The sequence below is a fragment of the Acinetobacter sp. UBA801 genome, assembly GCA_002296655.1.
GTDB lineage: Bacteria > Pseudomonadota > Gammaproteobacteria > Pseudomonadales > Moraxellaceae > Acinetobacter.
Genome location: DBIN01000047.1, coordinates 21,414 through 39,038, shown reverse-complemented (window position 1 = coordinate 39,038; position 17,625 = coordinate 21,414). Strand labels below are relative to the sequence as shown.

General features: G+C 43.8%; 15 protein-coding genes. 14 read left to right on the top strand and 1 reads right to left on the bottom strand.

What is annotated here, in order from left to right:
- Nucleotide 1: 1 nt before the first annotated feature.
- The 6 genes from ftsL (at nucleotide 2) to B2W49_RS09585 (ending at nucleotide 7,084) form a co-directional block, all read left to right on the top strand.
- Entirely contained in the window at nucleotides 2-331 is a 330-nt protein-coding gene (gene ftsL, locus B2W49_RS09610) for a cell division protein FtsL (RefSeq protein WP_372238848.1), read from the top strand.
- 12 nt (nucleotides 332-343) lie between these two features.
- Complete coding sequence (gene ftsI, locus B2W49_RS09605; protein ID WP_291340478.1) at nucleotides 344-2,167, top strand: penicillin-binding protein PBP3; 1,824 nt, start codon at nucleotides 344-346, stop codon at nucleotides 2,165-2,167.
- Between the two features lie 10 nt (nucleotides 2,168-2,177).
- The gene (locus B2W49_RS09600; RefSeq protein ID WP_291340477.1) at nucleotides 2,178-3,671 is read left to right on the top strand and encodes a UDP-N-acetylmuramoyl-L-alanyl-D-glutamate--2,6-diaminopimelate ligase; all 1,494 of its coding nucleotides are present in this window, start codon (nucleotides 2,178-2,180) and stop codon (nucleotides 3,669-3,671) included.
- Nucleotides 3,672-3,680: 9 nt separating this feature from the next.
- Nucleotides 3,681-5,090, top strand: a complete 1,410-nt coding sequence (locus tag B2W49_RS09595; RefSeq protein ID WP_291340476.1) for a UDP-N-acetylmuramoyl-tripeptide--D-alanyl-D-alanine ligase — start codon at nucleotides 3,681-3,683, stop codon at nucleotides 5,088-5,090.
- The gene (mraY, locus tag B2W49_RS09590; protein ID WP_291340475.1) at nucleotides 5,091-6,209 is read left to right on the top strand and encodes a phospho-N-acetylmuramoyl-pentapeptide-transferase; all 1,119 of its coding nucleotides are present in this window, start codon (nucleotides 5,091-5,093) and stop codon (nucleotides 6,207-6,209) included.
- A 71-nt stretch (nucleotides 6,210-6,280) separates the two neighbouring features.
- A complete protein-coding gene (locus tag B2W49_RS09585; RefSeq protein WP_291340474.1) occupies nucleotides 6,281-7,084 on the top strand; it encodes a putative RNA methyltransferase in 804 nt (267 codons plus the stop codon).
- Nucleotides 7,085-7,155: 71 nt separating this feature from the next.
- On the opposite strand, the gene ponA is transcribed toward B2W49_RS09585, so the two are convergent.
- Nucleotides 7,156-9,708, bottom strand: a complete 2,553-nt coding sequence (gene ponA / locus B2W49_RS09580) for a penicillin-binding protein PBP1a (RefSeq protein ID WP_291340473.1) — start codon at nucleotides 9,706-9,708, stop codon at nucleotides 7,156-7,158.
- A 169-nt stretch (nucleotides 9,709-9,877) separates the two neighbouring features.
- Between ponA and B2W49_RS09575 the strand changes: the two genes are divergently transcribed.
- From B2W49_RS09575 to B2W49_RS09540, 8 genes are read left to right on the top strand one after another with little or no spacing between them, the layout of a single operon-like run.
- Nucleotides 9,878-10,936: a pilus assembly protein PilM gene (locus B2W49_RS09575; RefSeq protein WP_278518700.1), complete on the top strand. Its 1,059-nt coding sequence runs from the start codon at nucleotides 9,878-9,880 to the stop codon at nucleotides 10,934-10,936.
- Entirely contained in the window at nucleotides 10,936-11,571 is a 636-nt protein-coding gene (locus tag B2W49_RS09570) for a PilN domain-containing protein (protein ID WP_291340472.1), read from the top strand. The genes B2W49_RS09575 and B2W49_RS09570 overlap by 1 nt, the downstream gene beginning before the upstream one ends.
- On the top strand, nucleotides 11,568-12,287 hold the full coding sequence (locus tag B2W49_RS09565; protein WP_291340471.1) for a type 4a pilus biogenesis protein PilO: 720 nt from the start codon (nucleotides 11,568-11,570) through the stop codon (nucleotides 12,285-12,287). The genes B2W49_RS09570 and B2W49_RS09565 overlap by 4 nt, the downstream gene beginning before the upstream one ends.
- A complete protein-coding gene (locus B2W49_RS09560; protein WP_291340470.1) occupies nucleotides 12,287-12,811 on the top strand; it encodes a pilus assembly protein PilP in 525 nt (174 codons plus the stop codon). The genes B2W49_RS09565 and B2W49_RS09560 overlap by 1 nt, the downstream gene beginning before the upstream one ends.
- A gap of 60 nt (nucleotides 12,812-12,871) precedes the next feature.
- A complete protein-coding gene (locus tag B2W49_RS09555; protein ID WP_291340590.1) occupies nucleotides 12,872-14,998 on the top strand; it encodes a type IV pilus secretin PilQ in 2,127 nt (708 codons plus the stop codon).
- Nucleotides 14,999-15,035: 37 nt separating this feature from the next.
- Complete coding sequence (aroK, locus tag B2W49_RS09550; RefSeq protein ID WP_291340469.1) at nucleotides 15,036-15,578, top strand: shikimate kinase AroK; 543 nt, start codon at nucleotides 15,036-15,038, stop codon at nucleotides 15,576-15,578.
- A 19-nt stretch (nucleotides 15,579-15,597) separates the two neighbouring features.
- On the top strand, nucleotides 15,598-16,677 hold the full coding sequence (gene aroB, locus B2W49_RS09545) for a 3-dehydroquinate synthase (protein WP_136143668.1): 1,080 nt from the start codon (nucleotides 15,598-15,600) through the stop codon (nucleotides 16,675-16,677).
- A gap of 9 nt (nucleotides 16,678-16,686) precedes the next feature.
- Nucleotides 16,687-17,532 (top strand): hypothetical protein, encoded by an 846-nt coding sequence (locus B2W49_RS09540; protein WP_136143667.1) that lies wholly within the window; start codon nucleotides 16,687-16,689, stop codon nucleotides 17,530-17,532.
- Nucleotides 17,533-17,625 lie beyond the last annotated feature (93 nt).

Below are 17,625 nucleotides of genomic sequence, written 5' to 3'. Positions count from 1 at the left end.
AATGAAAACTGAAAGCGTTGAAAAAAATCAATCTCAAGTGCGACTGAAAAAAATGGTCGCCTATTTTATTTTATTGGCGCTGGTGTTTATCAGCGCGATTATGGTGGTGTTTCAGGTGTTTGAATATCGGCATGATTATCGTGAGCTGAGTTCTTATATGCGCGAGCGAGATGACTTAAATGCCGAGTGGGGGCGTTTGTTAATTGAACAGCAGACCTTTGGTGCAACTGCCCAAATTGGCACCCGTGCGGTGACGCAATTGCGCATGTATTCACCGCCTGCACAGCAAACGGTGGTGATTTCTTTGCCTACAACTTCAGCACAACAATAAGGCGAGTTGCACATGGTAGATACGCGCAAAAAGCAAACCCGAAAGAAACAGCAATCGGTAACTGGAAAAAATGCCATTCATGTAGAAATGTGGCGTTTTTACTTAATGTGGGCTGTGGTACTGCTGGTGTTCGTGGCACTGGTGGGGCGTGCGTTTTATGTGCAAATTGTGAACCATGACTTTTTACAGAATAAAGCCAATGCGAATATTTTAAGAACAGAAAAGCTCAAAGCCATGCGTGGGGTGATTTATGATCGCAACGGTGTGCCTTTGGCAATTAGTACCCCTGTAATGAAAGTGGTGATTGATCCACGTGATTATTTTGATAATAAAAAACTGTTTGAAGAAATTACAGCCGATTTAGCAAAAAATCCGACCAGTCGTAAATTGCAACGCCAATTGCCAGATAAAAACCTAAATTTAGATGAACTTGCCGATGCGGTGGGGATGGATCGTCAAGAACTTAAAAATAAAATGAACGAGCGTCCACGTTCACGTTATTTGGTTTTGCAAAAAGAAGTGCCACCGCAACAGGCAGAGTTGATTCTGAAGCGTAACTTCCAAGGGGTATATACCGAAAAGAACTATAAGCGTTATTACCCGCAGCCACAGCCGAATGCACAAATTATTGGTTTGACCAACAGTGAAGGCACAGGCATTGAGGGCTTGGAAATGCAGCTAAATACCCGCTTGGCAGGGGTAGATGGTGAACAACAAATCGTACGTGATAAAAAAGGTAACCGTGTCAAAGACCCTGAAGTGGTGAAGGAGGTTGAACCGGGTGAAAATATTACCCTGAGTATCGACTCACGTTTGCAATATATTATGTATCGTGAATTGACTGCGGCAGGGGTAGCAAATAATGCCCGTTCAGCTACAGCAATTGCGGTAGATGTTAAAACCGGTGAAATTTTAGCGATGACCAGTTGGCCGTCGTATAACCCGAATGATAAAAAAAGTTTGTCCAATAAAGATGCCATGCGTAACCGTGGTGCGGTGGATTCCTTTGAACCAGGTTCGACCATGAAGCCTATGACTGTGGCAATGGCACTGGAAAGTGGTAAATATTCACCGAATACCGTGGTCAATTTAAGTGGTGGCTCAATGCGAGTGGGCAATCATACCATTCGTGATACCCACAACTATGGCTCACTGACTTTGGCCGGGATTATCCAAAAATCGTCAAACGTGGGTGTGGCGAAAATTGCTTTATCTTTACCGTATGCTACCTTACCGACTTTTTATAAGCGTTTAGGATTTGGTGCGCGTTCTGCGGTGAAGTTTCCTGGTGAAAGTGCAGGTTTAATTTTGCCGCCAAGCAAATGGAATGTGTCGGAAGTGGCGACCATGTCTTATGGTTATGGTTTGAATGCCACTGTGCTGCAATTGGCAGATGCCTATGCCATGCTTGCCAATAAAGGCGTTAAAATGCCGCTGAGTTTATATAAATTAGAAGAACAGCCTAAAGGCGAACAAATTGTCGATGCTAAAATTGCTGACCAAGTTCTACTGATGATGGAAGCGGTGACGTTGCCAGGTGGTACAGCACGTCAAGCCAATATTCCAGGCTATCGAGTTGCAGGCAAAACGGGAACAGCGCATAAACTTCGTGCAGACCGCAAAGGCTATTCACAGACTGAATATCGTGCCTTGTTTGCTGGGGTTGCGCCAGTCAGTGATCCACGTTTAGCTATGGTGGTCGTGGTGGAAAATCCAAAAGGACAGTATTATGGTGGTTTGGTGGCAGCGCCTGTATTTGCTCGTGTGATGCAAGAATCTTTACGTTTAATGAACGTACCTTTAGATAAACCTTTAGAAACTCCCAACATCCAATAACAGGTGACGCATGTCTATCAGCTTTCAACATATTTATCGCAGTTCTTGCGTTGCAGATTGGATGACACAAGACTTTCAGGGCTTTCAACTTGACAGCCGCCATGTTACAGCAGGGCAAATTTTTATTGCCCTGACCAGTTTGTCGCAGCCTGAAAAAACCGCACAATTTGCACAAGCCGCTTTAGATCAAGGGGCTTTGGCGGTGATTTCGGAAACTGAACTGGCAGTTGCCAATAATTTGGTGGTGCCTGATGTGCGTCAGCGCATGGGACACTGGCAAAAACAATATTTACAAGCGCGACAGTCTATACCTTTAGCACGTATGCTTGCCGTCACGGGTACCAATGGTAAAACCACTATTTCACGTTTAATTGCCGAATTGTTGATGTTGCAAGCTCAACGCTGTGCAGTCATGGGCACCACAGGCAACGGAATTTTGCCTAATTTGGAAGCTTCAACGCATACGACTTTAGATGCCTTACAACTGCAAAATGCTTTATACAGCTATGCACAACAAGGCGCAAAATTTGCCGCAATTGAAGCCAGTTCACACGGTTTGGAGCAAGGGCGCTTAAATGGCTGCGATATTGAAATTGCGGTATATAGCAACCTCAGCCGTGACCATTTGGATTATCACGGTACTTTAGAGGCGTATGCTGCAGCCAAAGCGATGCTGTTTCAGTTTGCCAGTTTAAAAGTGGCTATTATCAATTTAGATGATGAATATGCAGGGATCATGTTGCAAGCGGCTCAACAGAATCCTGCACAACCAAAAATTTTGACTTATTCCACGCAGCAGACGGCAGATTATCAAGCACAGCAGATTGAATACAGTCTGAATGGTGTACGTTTTCATCTCCAAACTGCTACGGCAGAATATGTGGTGCAAAGTCCGTTGCTCGGACATTTTAATGTTGAAAATTTGCTGGCGAGTTTAATTGCCGCAGAGCAAGCAGGTTTTGCATTGCCAGATTTAATACACACGACTGCACAACTCAAAGGTGCACCGGGGCGTATGCAAGTGTTGCGTGATGCAGAGCGTTTATTTGTAGTGGATTATGCGCATACGCCAGATGCCCTAATTCAAGTGTTGCAAACTCTAAAACGTCATGTCAGCGCACAGCTTTGGGCGGTATTTGGCTGTGGTGGAGATCGAGATCGTGGCAAGCGCCCACTGATGACCCAAGCGGCATTAGATTATGCCAATATTGTGCTTTTGACCTCAGATAACCCGCGTACAGAAGATCCTTTGCAAATTTTTGCCGATATGCAGACAGGTGTCGATTTATCGGTGGCACAGAGCCATGAAATTCATGATCGTCGTGAAGCGATTAAATATGCCGTCAATCATGCACAGTCAGGTGATATTGTCTTGATTGCAGGCAAAGGCCATGAAAATTATCAAGAAATAGATGGGGTAAGACACTGGTTTGACGATGTGGTTGAAGTGCAATCTGCGATTGATGCACAACATTGTTCAGCTTCTGCTTATCCTGCCCAATAAGGAATTTGTATGCACACTTCCACCACCAGTACCGCAATTTTAGAACCTTGGACTGTCGAACAACTCCAACAAGCAACACAGGGTCATTGGTTCAATGGACAAGCACCGCAAGGTGACATTAAACGTATTTTGACCGATTCACGCCATGCCGAAGCAGGCGATGCCTTTTTGGCTTTAAAAGGTGAGCGTTTTGATGCGCATGACTTTGTGGCACAAGTGGCGACACAGGGCTGCTCTATGGCAATTGTCAGCCAGCCTGTCGATGCGGATATTTGCCAATTGGTGGTGCCTGATACCCGTTTAGCCTTGGGACACTTGGGCGCATTTCGTCGTCAGCAACATCCACAATTAAAAGTGATTGCGTTAACCGGTAGTAGCGGTAAAACCACCACCAAAGAAATGCTGGGTAGTATTTTGTCACGTTTGGCACCGACTTTAATTACCCGTGGCAACCTGAATAATGACTTGGGTGTGCCGATGATGTTATTGGAGTTGAATGCAAACCATCAATATGCAGTGATGGAATTAGGCGCCAGTCATCAAGGTGAAATCGATTACACTTCAAACTTGGTGCAGCCGCAGGTGGCAGGCATTATCAATATTGGTACTGCGCATTTGGGTGAATTCGGTGGGCGTGAGGGTATTTGTCGGGCTAAGTCTGAAATTTATGCACATATTGCCCCACAAGGCACAGCCATTATCCCTGCTGCCGATGATTTTGCCGAACAGATTCAGCAAGCGGTTCAGTCAGAACAGCGTCTAAGTTTTGGCGAAGGCGGTGATGTGTTTGCGACAAACATTCAGTTGCAGCCACAATCGGCACGTTTTTGTTTAAATACCGCACAAGGTATGCGTCAGATTCACTTGCCATTTGCGGGTGAGCACAATGTACAAAATGCTACGGCTGCTACCGCTTTTGCACTGGCAATTGGCGTGAGTTTAGATGATATTGTCGCAGGCTTGGAGCAGGCGCAAGGCGCAAAAGGTCGCTTGAACTTTATTCAGCAAGGCGCACATTTATTCATTGATGACACCTATAATGCCAATCCAACTTCTATGCGTGCTGCAGGCGAAGTCCTTGCACAGCAAACAGGTGTGCGGGTTATGGTCATTGGTGATATTGGTGAACTTGGCAATAGCGCAGCACAACAGCACTATATGTTGGGGCGTGATTTGGTGTCTATTCATGGCATCAACTTTGTGGTGGCGGTGGGTGAATTTGCACCTGCGATCCAAGAAGGTGCACGCAGTACCCAATATGGAAAAAAATTACAGGCTTTTGTCACTCAAGAACAAGCCTTGCCGTTTTTAATTGATCTGGTAAAAACACATCAACCTCAGTCCATGAGTTTCCTATTTAAAGGTTCTCGATATACCCATATGGAAACGTTGATGGCTGCATTGATGGAGAGAATTTAAATGCTGTTATGGTTATTTGAACAGCTGGCGGGCTATCACAGTTCGTTTCAAGTGGTTCGTTATTTAACATTACGTTCATTACTGAGTGTATTGACTGCGCTTGGCATCGGTTTGGTGCTAGGCCCTGTGATGATTCGTAAACTGCAAGCATTAAAATACGGTCAAGCAGTCAGCTCTTATGCACCTGAAGGGCATGCCAAAAAAATGGGTACGCCAACCATGGGTGGTGTATTAATCCTGCTTTCCATTGGTATTTCGACTCTATTATGGGCAGATTTATCTAACCCTTATGTCTGGATTGTACTGGCGGTCATGGTCATTTTTGGCGCTGTAGGCTGGGCAGATGACTGGATTAAAATTCGTTACAAAGACAATGCGGGTTTGCCTGCGCGTAAAAAATTCTTCTGGACTTCGGTAGCATCATTGGGTGCAGGTATTGCGTTGTATGTGATTGCAACCCAACAGCCAAATCCTGCCCAAACTGCAGATATGTTGGATGTGTTGATTCCATTCTTTAAAGATTTCAGTATTCCTTTGTCACTAATTCCACTCGGTATTGGCTTCATTATTTTTACCTATTTGGTCATTAACGGTGCCTCAAATGCAGTCAACCTGACCGATGGTTTAGATGGCTTGGCGATTATGCCAATCGTGTTGGTTGCAGCAGGTTTGGGTGTATTTGCCTACTTGGCGGGGGATGTTCGTTTTGCTGATTATCTGCATATCCCTTATGTGAAATATGCGTCTGAGTTGGTGGTAATCTGTGCCGCAATGATTGGTGCAGGCTTAGCCTTCTTGTGGTATAACGCGCATCCTGCACAAGTTTTTATGGGCGATGTCGGTGCACTATCTTTGGGGGCAATGCTAGGTACGATTGCCGTCATGGTGCGTCATGAAATCGTATTTGCGATTATGGGCGGTGTGTTTGTGGTTGAAGCGATTTCGGTCTTCCTGCAAATTGGTTCACTCCGTATGCGTAATAAACGGGTATTCTTAATGGCGCCTTTGCATCACCACTATGAAAAGAAAGGCTGGCGTGAAACTCAAGTGGTGATTCGCTTCTGGATTATTACAATTATGTTGGTGGTTTTAGGTTTAATGACCTTAAAATTACGTTAGGCCTATCCAACCGAAAATTTTAAAAGTCGGCACTCGCCGACTTTTTTATGTGGTCCACTCTGGAGAAAATGATGAATTTGCTGATGTGTCCTGTGTGTCGTCAGGTATTGCAACTGCACGATCGAACATGGCGTTGTGCCAACAATCACAGTTATGATGTTGCAAAACAAGGCTACGTCAATTTGCATCTGGTGCAGCATAAGCACAGTAAAAATCCAGGGGATACAGCTACTTCGGTACAGGCGCGTCGCGCATTTTTAAGTGCAGGGCATTATGCACCCTTGCAACAGGCAGTGGTGCAAAAAATTCGCACCTTACGCATCGAAAATTTGCTGGATATTGGCTGTGGCGAAGGCTACTACACTGCTGCTATGCAAGGTGAGGTGTTGCAGTGTATCGGGGTGGATATTGCCAAGAATGCCGTACAAGTGGCGACAAAACTGAATCCCGCAGTGACTTGGGTAGTGGGGACAGGGGCAACTTTGCCTGTTTTGGAACATTGTATTGATTTATGTAGCAGCTTGTTTAGCCCAATTCCACAACAGGAAATTTTGCGAGTCTTAAAACCACAAGGCTATTTATTAGTGGTGACGCCTGCGCCAGAGCATTTATTGGCGATGCGTCAAGCTTTGTTTGAAGAGGTAAAGCCACATGAGCCTGAAAAATTTATCACCCAATTACAAGATGCCTTTGATTTGGTTGATGCCAGTGTGGTGGAAACACCATTACAGCTCAATCAAAGCGATTTAAATCATTTAATTGCTATGACACCTTATGTCTATAAAGCCAAAGCAGAGCGCCGTCAGACATTGGAACAGCAAACCCAGTTTGACGTGACAGCACAGCATCAAATTTATCTGTTTCAGAAAAAGTAAGTTTGAATAGCCGATAAAAAAAGCCCTCATCTTTGCGTAAGAGGGTTTTTTTTATGGCTGCTTGTCTGTTGTTACAAGACTTCGTCAATTAAGTTTTCTAAGGCATCGGGAGCAGGTTTGGGTGCTGTATTCGGTTTGGCAGGGCTGTTGTTTGGCGCTTGCATGGCAGGCGGTGCGGCGTTGTCAGGAATTAACACTTCCTCGCTTGGTAAATCGTCAAAATCAAGCTCAGGCGCACGAACTGGCGCAACAGGTGCAGGTCGATACAATGGTCGTGCCAATGGCGGTGAAGCACGATAATCCAGCTGCTGTTCTGCACTCATTTGATTGAGTTCACGTTGTGGCGCTTTGGCTTTGCTGTCTAAACTGACCCAGGCTTCAGGTGTGCCTTTGAGTGCATTGCCCATAAAATCTGTCCAAATTGGCAGCGCTGCGACACCACCATATTCACGACGTCCTAAAGTGGTTGGTTGGTCAAAGCCGACCCAAGCTACAGTCACCAGTTTAGCATTGAAACCTGCAAACCAAGCATCTTTGGCATCGTTGGTGGTTCCTGTTTTACCGCCAATATCACCACGACCAATTCTCAGCGCAGCACGTCCTGTACCGTGTTGAATCACGTCACGTAAAATATTGGACATATCATATGCCGAGCTAGATTTTAAAATACGTTGTGCCTGTTTGTACTGACTACGCTCTGCCAATAATTTTGGATCTTGTTCCGCTTGAGCCAGTTTTTTATTGGTCACTTCAATCACTTCATCATCTGGCGTGGTGGCTTCGGCACTTTCAAGCGTTTGTTCTTTGGTGTTAATACAAGCAATACACGCATATTCAGGATTGGCTTGATAAATCACCTTGCCATAAGCATCTTCAATACGGTTAATGAAGTGCGGTTGAATACGGTAACCCCCATTCGCAAAAGTGGCATAGCCCGTAGCCATTTGAATAGGCAAAACTTGTGGCGTACCCAATGCAATGGTGTAGTTACGCGGAATTTGATCTTCCTGCAAACCAAAATCCATGAATAGTTGGCGGGTACGCTCAATACCGACTTCTTGTAATAAACGTACCGAAACCGTGTTACGAGATAAATAGAGTGCACGTCGTAACGGAATCATGCCTAAATGACGACCATCGGAGTTACGTGGTGACCATTTACCAATGGTGATTGGACTGTCATTGACCATAGTATATGGTGTCATACCACGCTCTAAAGCCAGTGCATACACAAAAGGTTTAATGGTAGAACCTGGTTGGCGCCAACCTTGTAAAGTACGGTTGAATTTGGATTGATAGAAATTATATCCACCGACCAATGCTTCAATGGCGCCGTTATTCGGGTTAATTGCGACCAATTGACCTTGCACTTTTGGTACTTGTACTAATGACCAAGCGGTTTTATTTTCATTTGGACGTAAACGGACAATATCTTTGACTTTTACAATCTGTGCCGCACGACTTGGCGCATTGCCTACACTATTGGCGTTGCGATAGGGACGCGCCCAAGACATGCCTGACCACGGTACAGTAACCGTTGTTCCATCTTGCATCAACGCTTCAAAAGAATTATTGAGTACTTTGCTAACTTGCGCAGGGTAGGTATTGGCATAAGCACGAAATTCATTCAGCGGTTTGTCATGTGCCTCTGCACCACGCCATCCATGACGACGATCATAGGCTTCTAGACCTTCTTGCACCGCCTGTTCAGCATACATCTGACGTTTGCTGTCTACCGTCGTGTAAACTTTATAGCCCGAATCAACCGCTTGTTCGCCAAATTTACTGACCAGTTCAGCACGTACCATTTCACCAATATATGGATGTTTATTGCTAATGCTACGGTCTGGCATATCTAAATTAATGGTTTCAGCAATCGCTTTTTGGTACTCATTTTGGTTGATATACCCTAATTGCAACATGCGTCCTAAAATCCAGTTGCGACGCTCTAAAGCACGTTCAGGATTGACGACAGGATTGTAGCGTGAAGGTGCTTTAGGTAAGCCTGCAATCATCGCCATTTGTGCAATCGACAGTTCTTCTAGGCTTTTGTTGTAATAAATTTTGGCAGCTGCCGCGATACCATAAGCATTTTTACCCAAAAAGATTTTATTAACATATAAGGTTAAAATTTCTTCTTTGCTCAGGTTTTGTTCAATTTTACGTGCTAAAAAGATTTCGGTAAGTTTGCGCTTTAAGGTGCGTTCAGGACTGAGATAATAGTTTTTTGCCACCTGCATGGTAATGGTCGAGCCGCCCGTTTGCACATTGGAGCCTGTTACCGCCTCGCTCACCGCGCGTCCCAAACCTTTGAAGCTGATTCCACTGTGTTCAAAAAAAGCAGAATCTTCAGCTGCCAAGAACGCAAAAATGAATTTTTCAGGAATATTTTCATAATCGACAGGCACAGAAAGCTTGCCGCCATACTCAGCAATTAGCTCATTATCGGCACTATAAACCTGCAACGGTTTTAATAATGGCGCTTTTTTTAAGGTGGTCATTTCTGGCAAAGATGGGGCAATATAGAGATACATGCCATAGAAACCCATCGGTATTGCGACCAAAATTATTATAATGATCAAAAAAAATGGATGAACACGACCCGAACAAGATAGCTTTTTCATAACAAGTGCGTTTTAATAAGAGCTAATAGCAAACTAATTGCTGGTCAGTATAGCGAGTAGACTTACGGATTGTTAGATGAATTATTGTATCCGTAAAAAATTATAGACCAGCGCGCATTAGTAGGTTAAATTTTTTTGGGGATAAAAAAATAATAGGAATGGTATTATTGTGCGTAGGTTATATCGTAAGCCAAGTAAGGGGTTAATAGGTGTAGATATTAGTTCTACTTCTGTTAAGTTATTAGAACTCTCTGTGAAGAATGGTAGATACTGGGTCGAGAGCTATGCGTTGGTCCCACTTCCAGAAGGCAGTGTGGTTGAAAAAAACATTCTCAATCCAGAAGCAGTCGGGGATGCGCTTGAACGTGCATTGAACTTAGCAAACACGCAATCTACATCTGCAGCATTTGCAATACCAACCTCAATGGTGATTACCAAAATCATTGAAATGGATGCAGATATGACCAGCGATGAGCGTGAAGTTCAAATTCGTATGGATGCCGAGCAATATATTCCATTCCCATTAGATGAAGTCAGCCTAGACTTTGAAGTCCAGCCAGACCGTTTGGCTAATCCAAACCGCGTCAATGTGTTGCTGGTTGCGACACGTTTAGAAAACGTAGAAGCACGAGTAGAAGCTTTGGACTTGGGCGGCTTGACAGCAAAAATTGCCGATGTCGAAAGTTTTGCCATCGAAAATGCCTTTAAAGTGTTCTCCGATACTCTACCAATGGGTGTGAACACCATTGGTATTTTGGACATTGGTCATACCATGACTACCTTGTCGGTGCTACAAAATAACAAAATTATTTATACCCGCGAGCAAACTTTTGGCGGTAAACAGCTGACACAAGAAATTCAAAACCGTTATGGTTTGTCGTATGAAGAAGCAGGGCGCGCCAAAAAAAGCCGTACTTTGCCAGATGACTACGATGTAGAAGTGCTCGAGCCGTTCTTAGAAGCGGTGGTGCAACAAGCTGCACGTTCATTGCAGTTCTTCTTTTCTTCTTCACAATTTAATGAAATTGATCACATTTTATTAGCAGGGGGGAATGCCAATATTCCAGGTCTTGCGAAGTTGTTGCAGCAAAAACTGGGCTACCGTGTGACCATTGCCAATCCATTCTTGCAAATGGGCTTCTCTCCACAAATCGACATTAAAAGAATTGAAAGTGATGCACCGTCATTGATGGTGGCATGTGGTTTAGCAATGAGGAGTTTTGATTAATGGCAAAGATTAACTTACTCCCTTGGCGCGATGAGCTAAGAGAAAAACGAAAAAAAGAATTTATTGTATTTTGTATTGTAGCGGCGGCTGTTGGGGCGTTATTGGTGGCTTTAGCGTGGTTCTTCTATAACGCGAAGTTACAAGATCAAGAACAAGCCAATCAATTGGTGATCAGCACCAACCAAAACCTAGATGTACAATTAAAATCTTTAGAAGGCTTGCAAGAACAGCGTAATGCTATTGTTGAGCGCATGAAGCTGATTCAGGGTTTACAAAGTCAGCGTCCGATTGCTGTGCGTTTAGTGGATGAATTGGTACGTGTGACACCAAGCAATATGTACTTAACCAAAGTGAGTCGTACAGGCAATAAATTCACTTTTGAAGGCAAGGCTGAAAGTCCAAATACTGTGGCTGAATTCTTGCGTAATTTGGAAGCATCGCCTTGGTACCGCAATGCATTTATGAATTCATTCTTAGCCAAAGAAGAAAATAAAGATAAAGCACCAAGCTCTGTGGTTCCTCGTGTAGAGGAAAGTTACGGTACTTTTGTAGTGACTTCAGATTTAGAAGAAATTGCAATTCCAGTAACACCAACAGAACCTAATCCAACATCAGCAGCGGGGGCAGCACAATGAGTCTCGATGAATTTGATGAAGTAAATCAGGATGCTGCTGTTGCTCCGAAAAAGAAAATGACTGTTGAAAAGTTTTTTCAACAGTTCAATACCCTAGATCCAAACAATTATGGTGCTTGGCCGCTTTCGGTCAAAATTACCTGCTGGATTTTTATTACTTTCCTGATTTTGGCTTTAGGTTATTTTGTTGTGATCAAGCCAAAGTTAGATGCCATTGCAGCAGCACATGCACAAGAACAAAACTTGTTAAATGAGTTCCGCGAAAAAGATTCTAAATTGCGTAATTTGCAGCAATATCAAGCACAATTACAAGAAATGGAAGCGAACTTTAATCAACAACTTGAACAATTGCCAAAAGAAACTGAAATTCCAGGCTTGGTTGAAGATATTAACGTGACCGGCGTGAATTCAGGTTTAAAGTTTAAAAACATTCGTTTAGAGAACGAGATTAAACAAGAGTTCTTTGTTGAACAGCCAATTTCGATTGAAGCAACAGGTGACTATCACGCTTTTGGTTCTTTTGTAAGTGGTACCGCAGCATTGCCGCGTATTGTGACCATGCATGATTTTGAAATTGTGGCAACTGAAAATACAGACAAGAAAACTGATATTCCGCAAGTAACCTATAAAGCGCAAGCAAAAACTTATCGTTATGTAGGCAGTGCAGATGCACAAGCTGCGGGTAATACTACAAATGCAGCTGGAGGGGCACAGTAATGAAAATTGAAAAGCTTTCGTTAGCCCTGTTGGCAACTGTGTTAATGGTAGGTTGTGATTCTCGAATTGATGCAGTCAATGCACAAATGGCTGAAATCCGTAATCAGCCACCATTGCCGATTGAGCCTGCACCCGTGTTTGAGCCTGCGCCAACATTCAATTATGCAGCACACCAGCTCAAAAGCCCATTTATGCCTAGTTCATTGGCGGCAGAGCTTAAAATAATGGCAGGGAAACGCGTTTATCCGAACCTTGCTCGCCAGTTACAACCCTTGGAAAATTACGCACTTGAGTCACTGACCATGAAAGGCAGTATGCGTCAAAATGGTAAAATTTTGGCACTGATTCAAACACCAGACGGTGAAATTGAGCGTATCCAGCGTGGTAGCTATATGGGGATAAATCATGGTCGTGTAGTAAATATTACACCTACACAAATTGATTTAATCGAAATTATTCCAGATGGTCGTGAAGGTTATGTAGAGCGTCCAAGAAGTTTGGTTTTAATTGGGCCTGCGCCATAAATTAAAGGAATAAAAATGAATAACAGTGTGAAAGATTTTATTTTTGGGGATGGTTATACAATGAACAATTTGTTCCGTCAGTTTTCAATGGGTGCAATCGCAATGGCCGTAATGCAAGTTGCCAATGCCCAAGTCAGCATTACCAACATCGTACCCATGCAAATTCCGGGACAGGGCACCGAAATTCGTGTCATGTTTAATGGTTTGCCACCTCAACCTGCTGCATATCAGCTGGAACAACCTTCCCGCTTGATTCTAGATTTTGATAAAGCACAACAAACCCTGAAACAAAACAGCGTTGCTGTTGCGACCAAAGAAGCCAGCTCTGTAGAGGTAAGTTCAGATGCACAGCGTTCACGTTTAACTGTGAATTTGGCAGATGCGGGTGCATTCACCACGCGTGTTGAAGGCAATACCTTTATTTTAAAAATCAACTCAAAAACGGCAACCCCTGTGGCTGCCGTGACTGCTCAACGTAGTGCGCAAGGCGTTTCGAATATTGGTTTCCAGCGTGGCGGTGAAGGCGAAGGTCAGGTGGTGATTGATCTACTCGGTAGCAATACGCCTGTAGATGTGCAGCAGCAAGGCAGCAAAATTGTGGTACGTACTTTAGGCAATAAAGTACCTGCACATTTGGCGCGTCGTTTAAATGTCAATGACTTTGCAACGCCTGTTTCGACCATTGATGCACACAATGATGGCAGCAATGGCGTGATTACTATTCAGGCTGCAGGCAGCTATGAATATATGGCGTATCAAGCAGAAGACAAACTAACGATCAGCTTAAAACGCCCAGTCGATAAAAACCCGTTTAAGCCACGTGCAGCACAAAGCTACACAGGTAAAAAGATTTCATTGGATTTCCAAGACATTGAAGTGCGTCGTGTATTGCAGTTATTGGCTGATTTCACAGGCATTAACATGGTGGCAGCAGACACCGTGCAAGGCAACATTACCTTACGTTTAAAAGATGTGCCTTGGGATCAGGCTTTAGATATTATCCTGAAAAGCAAAAACTTGGATAAGCGTCGTAATGGTAACGTAATCTGGATTGCGCCTGTTTCTGAATTGATTAAAGCCGAGGAAGAAGAAGCCAAAGCGATTGCACAAAGTGTGAAACTGGCGCCATTGCAAACTGAATATATCCAATTGAACTATGCTAAAGCGGCAGATATTGAGAAGCTGATTACCGAAGGTAAAAACGCGTCTAACTCACGCAGTGGTTCCAACACAAGTTCAGGTACTGACCCATTAGGTGATAGCGTGGGCAGCTTGCTCAGCCCACGCGGTACAGTGTCTGTAGATCCACGTACCAATACCTTAATCATTAACGATACTTCCGCTAAAATTGATCAGATTCGTCAGATGATTGATTTGCTTGATGTGTCTGTGAAGCAGGTGATGATTGAAGCACGTATCGTACGTGCAACCACAGATTTCACCAAAGAGATGGGTGTGAAGTGGGGTATCTTGTCACAAGGGATCACCAACAATAATCACTTGTTGGTCGGTGGTAGTGATACAACCTTGTGGAATTTGAGAGAACCTGATGATGATGGAAAATATACCATAGAACGCCCTGATAACCTGAATGTCGATTTAGGTGTGACCAGTGCAGGTGCGAGCCGCATTGCTTTTGGTTTAATCAGTTTATCTGACTTTATGCTAGATTTGGAATTGTCTGCATTACAAGCCGATGGTTACGGTGAAGTGATTTCAACACCAAAAGTACTGACTGCAGACAAGCAAAAAGCCAAAGTTGCATCGGGTACTCAAATTCCATACCAATCTTCTGAAGGTGGGGGCGCTAATGCTGTCTCGACCACAGAATTTATTGATGCGACTTTAAGTTTGGATGTGACTCCAAGTATAACGCCAGATGGCAAGGTGCAAATGCAATTGAATATCACCAGTGACTCACCAGGTGCGCCTACACCAACCGGTCAGCTCACGATTAACAAGAATGCAGTCAATACCAATGTCTTGGTAGATAATGGTGAAACTGTGGTCTTGGGTGGTATTTTTGAGCAACAAACTGCCAACTCACAAACCAAGGTTCCGTTCTTGGGCGATATCCCTTATATCGGACGTTTATTCCGTAAAGATATCAAGTCGGATAACAAACGTGAGTTGCTGATTTTTGTTACACCACGAATTGTTAATGACAGTGTTTCAAGAAATCATTAATATATTTTCAATTTAAACAAAATTTATAGGTGACTCCTTGCTAAGCAAAGAGTTTGACACCCTACCAAATATCTATTTGGTAGGGCCGATGGGGGCAGGGAAAACCACTGTAGGACGACATTTAGCGGAATTGTTAGGGCGTGAATTTCTAGACAGTGATCATGAAATTGAGCGTAAAACTGGCGCTACGATTCCTTGGATCTTTGAAAAAGAAGGGGAATCAGGGTTTCGTAGTCGTGAAACAGCGGTTATTGATGAGTTAACCACACGGCATAATCTTGTACTTGCCACAGGTGGTGGTGCAGTAACTCAAGCCCCTAATCGTGAATTTTTAAAACAACGCGGTATTGTTGTTTATCTGTATACTCCTGTCGAAATTCAACTTCAGCGAACCTATCGCGACAAAAACCGCCCTTTACTTCAAGTCGAAAATCCCGAACAACGACTACGTGATTTGCTTGCAGTGCGTGATCCGTTGTATCGTGAAGTAGCACATTATATTATTGAAACCAATCAGGGTGCTGCGCGAGATTTGGCGCAAAAAATCTTAAATACGATTGTTTCTGAGCAAATATCTTAGGTAGAAAGCGACTCTTTTCATGCAAACTTTACATGTTGAACTCGGCGATCGCCGTTATCCCATTTTCATAGGCAGTGACCTTCAACCCAAAGACTTATTGGCTCCTTATATTAAGGGGCAGCAAGTTATGATTGTGACCAATACCACGGTTGCAGCTTTGTATTTAAGTCACTATGTGACGGCTGTTGAAGCACTGGGCAAGAAAGTGGCAACTTGTATTTTGCCTGATGGAGAACAATACAAAGATATTCAGCATCTGACCCTTATTTTTGATGCCTTACTAGAAGCAGGTTTTAACCGCGACTGTACAGTGCTGGCTTTGGGTGGTGGCGTGATTGGCGATATGGCAGGCTTTGCTTCGGCAAGCTTTCAGCGCGGGGTGTACTTCATTCAAGTACCAACCACTTTATTGTCGCAGGTCGATTCAAGTGTTGGTGGCAAAACCGGGATTAATCATCCACTGGGTAAAAACATGATTGGCGCATTTCAGCAACCCCAAGTGGTGCTGGCAGATATGTCTCAACTGAATACTTTACCTGAGCGTGAGCTTTCTGCAGGCTTAGCCGAAGTTATTAAATATGCACTTTTGGGGGATGTTGAGTTTCTAGAATGGCTGGAAAAGCATATGGAAGCGTTAGTGGCACGTGATCCTGTTATATTGGCAGAAGCGGTATATCGCTCATGTGCACATAAAGCACGTATTGTTGCCAATGATGAAAAAGAGCAAGGTGAGCGCGCTTTATTGAATCTTGGGCACACCTTTGGGCATGCAATTGAATCTTATTTGGGTTATGGTGAATGGTTGCATGGTGAAGCCGTGGCGACAGGGATGGTGATGGCCGCTGATTTATCGCAGCGCATGGGCTGGATTTCTTCCGAAGATCTAGAGCGTACAAAAAAAATCATTTCTCGTGCCAATTTACCGATAGTATGTCCGCAAATTCCACTGGACAAGTTTTTGGCTTATATGGCACATGATAAAAAAGTGTTGAATGGTCAATTGCGTTTGGTGCTCATGAAGCAATTGGGTCAAGCCATCATCACCAAAGAGTTTGACTTAGAATTGATGAAACAGGCGATTTTAGCCAATCAAGCATAAAGGCAGCATATGACAGCACTGCGGACACACTGGCAAAAAATTCAACAGTCGATTTGGTTGCTGGGCGCGGTGCTGTGTTTATTGGCGGCACTGATTTTTTGGGCGGTGACTGACCGCGAGGAACTGGTTGAAATTGAAAAACAACCTGAGTCTGAAATTGCACTGCAAATTCAACCTGAAAAGGTTGCTGCAACCACCTATTTGGGTGGTTTACAAGAAGAAGTTCGACCTTTGGAGCTCACCACGCGATTAACAGCTTCAGGCTTGCATGAGGCTGAATTTCGCGGTACTAAATTTATTCAGGAACAAAAAAATAACAGCACAATTGAACTGTTTCGGGTCAGTGATGAAAACATCATTAAAAGTTTTATTAAAAAGCAAACAGATCGGAGCAAGCTGTTTTATATCCGTTTAAGCGGTGAGGGGCAGGTTGAACAATATGTGATGCTATATGGCAGTTTTGGCAATAAACGTGAAGCTGCACAAACCTTAACCGCATTGCCATTTAAATTTCCTGAAACCATTCAACCCGTAGTGGTGCAATTTGCAGATTATCGTCCTTATGTCAATGATTTAGGGGCAGATGAAATGGGATTAAGCACCAAATTATATGCAGTAAATTTACGTCCTGCAGCTGTGCCTACAATAGATGAAAGTGTTTTAGCGCGTCCACCTGCAACCTCAACGACTGCACCGAGTACGCAGGCTGTTGCCCCACAAAATAGTACCACCAGCACCACGATTACCCGCCGTGATCAGGAGGGTAATGTCGTGGATGTACAAAAATCACAAAGTGGTACAGCACCAACTCAGCCAGATGCACCTGAACCTGAAGTGCGCGACCCTTTTAACTAATCTTAAACACTTCCAATATTCTTTTAGCTTCATTTAGGTCATTCAAACCATCGCTTGCCTTTATTTGTTCTATCCATTTTGTCTATGATTCGG